Source organism: Streptomyces sp. NRRL WC-3549 (assembly GCF_000721935.1).
In the GTDB taxonomy this organism is placed as follows: Bacteria; Actinomycetota; Actinomycetes; order Streptomycetales; family Streptomycetaceae; genus Streptomyces.
The window spans coordinates 951-4,272 of record NZ_KL585448.1 but is presented as its reverse complement, the minus strand read 5'-3'; the positions used below and the strand labels follow the sequence as shown (position 1 = coordinate 4,272).

1 protein-coding gene is annotated in these 3,322 nt (G+C 72.6%); it reads left to right on the top strand.

Annotation, left to right across the window (positions count from 1 at the left end):
* On the top strand, nt 1-3,322 hold a 3,322-nt coding region (locus tag IH13_RS39955; RefSeq protein WP_158791477.1), incomplete at both ends, for an SDR family NAD(P)-dependent oxidoreductase.

The following is a 3,322-nucleotide window of genomic DNA, read 5'->3' as shown; positions in this document are numbered from 1 at the left end:
CCGTCACCGGCCGGCTCGCCGAGCCCGGTGAGCTGGGCGACCCGGACTACTGGACGCGTCACCTCCGCCAGGCCGTCCGCTTCCACGAGGGGATGCTGAGCCTTCAGGCACAGGGCGTCGCCACGTTCCTCGAGACCGGCCCCGGCGGCATACTGTCCGGCATCGCGCAGCAGAACCTGAACGGCGAGGGACACGCCTACGTGCCCGCTCTGCGCCGGAACCGGAACGAGCCGCAGTCACTGCTCCAGGCACTGGCGGAACTGCACGTACGCGGTTCCCACGTGGACTGGGCCTTCTGCTTCGAGGGAACCACCTCGCACCGGGTCGACCTTCCGACGTACGTCTTCCAGCACCAGGAGTTCTGGCCCCAGCCCCAGCAACACCCGCTGGGCGGCCCTGACCCGCTGGCGCCGCAGGACCCGGCTCAGGCCCGCTTCTGGGAGGCCGTCGACGGCGGCGACCCGCAGGCCCTGGCCGAGGCACTCGGTGTCGAGGACGACATGCTGTCCTCGCTCACAGACCTGGTTCCCGTCCTGACGTCGTGGCGACGGCGCCACCGTGACGAGTCGACGGTCGACTCCTGGCGCTACCGCGTCACCTGGAAGCCTCTGACGGTCACCTCCTCCGCCGGTCCGTCCGGCACCTGGCTCCTCGCGGTCCCCGTGGACCTGGCGGGGGACGAGGCGGTGACCGCTGTCGAGCGCGAGCTGGCGGCAGGCGGCGCCGACGTCGTACGGCTCCTTCTCAGCACGGACGGGAACGACCGGGCGACCGTCGCAAGCGCACTGAACGACGCCCTCGCCGAGAACGGCCCGCTCACCGGTGTCGTATCGCTGCTCGCGCTGGACGAGGAGGCGGACCGCCGCAACCCCGTACTGCCCGGCGGGCTCTGTGCCCTGCTGGCGCTGATCCAGGCCCTCATGGACCTGGAGGAGGACATACCGCTGTGGTGCGTGACGCGCGGTGCGGTGTCCATCGGGCGGTCCGAGGCCCCCGCAGGTGCCGTTCAGTCACTGACCTGGGGCCTGGGCCGGGTGCTCGGCCTGGAGCGCGCCGAGCGCTGGGGTGGCCTCATCGACCTCCCGGCGGACCCGGACACCCTCGACTCCCGGGCGTGGGCGCGCATGCGCGCCGTGCTGGCCGGGCCCGTCGGAGAGGACCAGGTCGCCCTGCGGCAGGGCGGAGTCTTCGGACGCCGGCTCGTCCGTGCCCAGGCACCCGCCGCCTCCGCGCCGTGGAACCCGCGTGGCACCGCTCTCGTCACCGGCGGGACTGGTGCGCTGGGAGCGCACGTCGCCCGGGACCTGGCCCGCCGAGGCGTCGAGCACCTCGTGCTCACCGGTCGCCGAGGACCCGCCGCCGAGGGCGCTCTCGCGCTGCACGACGAACTCGTCTCGCTGGGCGCCCGGGTGACGATCGCAGCCTGTGACGTCAGCGACCGTGACGCACTCGCCGCGCTCGTGGACCAGGTCCGGGAAGCCGACGGCCGGCCAATCGGGACGGTCGTCCACGCCGCAGGAACGACCGTCATGGCCGGGCTCGCCGAATCCGATCCCACGGACGTCGCGGAAGCCATCGCCGCCAAGGTGGCCGGCGCCGCGAACCTCGACAGCCTCTTCGGGGAGGAATCCGGCGGGACCCTCGACGCGTTCATCCTGTTCGCCTCGGGCGCCGGAGTATGGGGCGCCGCCGGACAGGGCGCCTACGCGGCGGGCAACGCCTACCTGGACGGCCTGGCGGAGCACCGGCGCAGCCGAGGGCTCCCCGCCACATCGGTCTCCTGGGGCGGCTGGTCCGGTGGCGGCATGGCCGACAGCGCCGCCCAGGACATGCTCGCCCGCCGCGGGCTCTCGGGCATGGACCCGCGGCTGGCCGTCGGAGCGCTCGTACGCGCCGTCGAGGCGGGAGAGACGTGCCTGACCGTCGCGGACATCGACTGGTCCCTGTTCGCGCCCGCGTTCACGCTGGCGCGCCCCAGGCCGCTGATCGGTGACATCCCGGAAGTGGCCGAAGCTCTGCGGGACAACGCGTCCGAGGATGGCGACCTCCGGACAGGGGCCTCCGAGGTGCTCCGCGCCCGGTTGGCCGGACTCTCCGCGACCGAGAGCATCCGTGAACTGCTCGACCTCGTGAGGGCCGAGGCCGCAGCCGTACTCGGCCACCCGTCGGCCGAGGCCGTCCCCGCCGACAGAGCCTTCCGCGATCTTGGTTTCGATTCCCTGACCGCTGTCGAGCTGCGTAACCGACTCGACAAGGCGACCGGGCTGGATCTGCCCGCAACCCTCGTCTTCGACCACCCGACGCCGGACCACATCGCCACGGGCCTGCTGGCGCCGATGCTCGGCGGCCAGGACGCCGAGGCCGTCGGATCTGATTCCGCCGTTCTCCGCTCCGACGACGACCCGATTGCGATCGTCGGCATGAGCTGCCGCTACCCCGGCGGCGTCCGGTCCCCGGAGGACCTGTGGGACCTGGTCGCCGAAGGCCGCGACGCCATCGCGGAGTTCCCGGCGGACCGGGGCTGGGATCTCGGCCGGCTGTACAGCCAGGACCGGGGCCGCCCCGGGACCACTTACTGGGACGAAGGCGGCTTCGTCCACGACGCGGGCAACTTCGACGCCGGCTTCTTCGGGATCTCGCCGCGTGAGGCGCTGGGGATGGACCCCCAGCAGCGGCTGCTGCTCGAAACCTCGTGGGAGACCTTCGAGCGGGCCGGTATCAGCCCGGCCACGGTGCGGGGCACCCGCACCAGCGTGTTCACGGGGACCAACGGCCAGGACTACGCCACGGTTCTGCTCGGCTCCCCCGACGCCGGAACGGCCTCGCTGGCCACCAGCAACGCCGCGAGTGTCGTCTCGGGCCGGCTCTCGTACACCTTCGGCCTGGAAGGGCCGGCGGTGACCGTCGACACCGCATGCTCCTCCTCGCTCGTAGCGCTGCACCTGGCGGTCCAGGCACTGCGGGCGGGGGAGTGCTCGCTGGCCTTGGCCGGGGGAGTGACGGTCATGTCGACACCGGCGGCGTTCGTGGAGTTCAGCAGGCAGGGAGCGCTGGCCTCGGACGGCCGCTGCAAGTCGTTCGCCGACGCGGCGGACGGGACGGGCTGGGGCGAGGGCGTAGGAATGCTGCTCCTGGAGCGGCTGTCGGACGCGCGGCGGAACGGACACCAGGTGCTGGCCGTCCTCCGTGGTTCTGCCGTCAACCAGGACGGTGCGTCCAACGGCCTGACGGCACCGAACGGCCCGGCCCAGCAGCGCGTCATCCTCCAGGCACTCGCTTCGGCAGGTCTGGAACCGTCGCAGGTGGACGCGGTCGACGGACA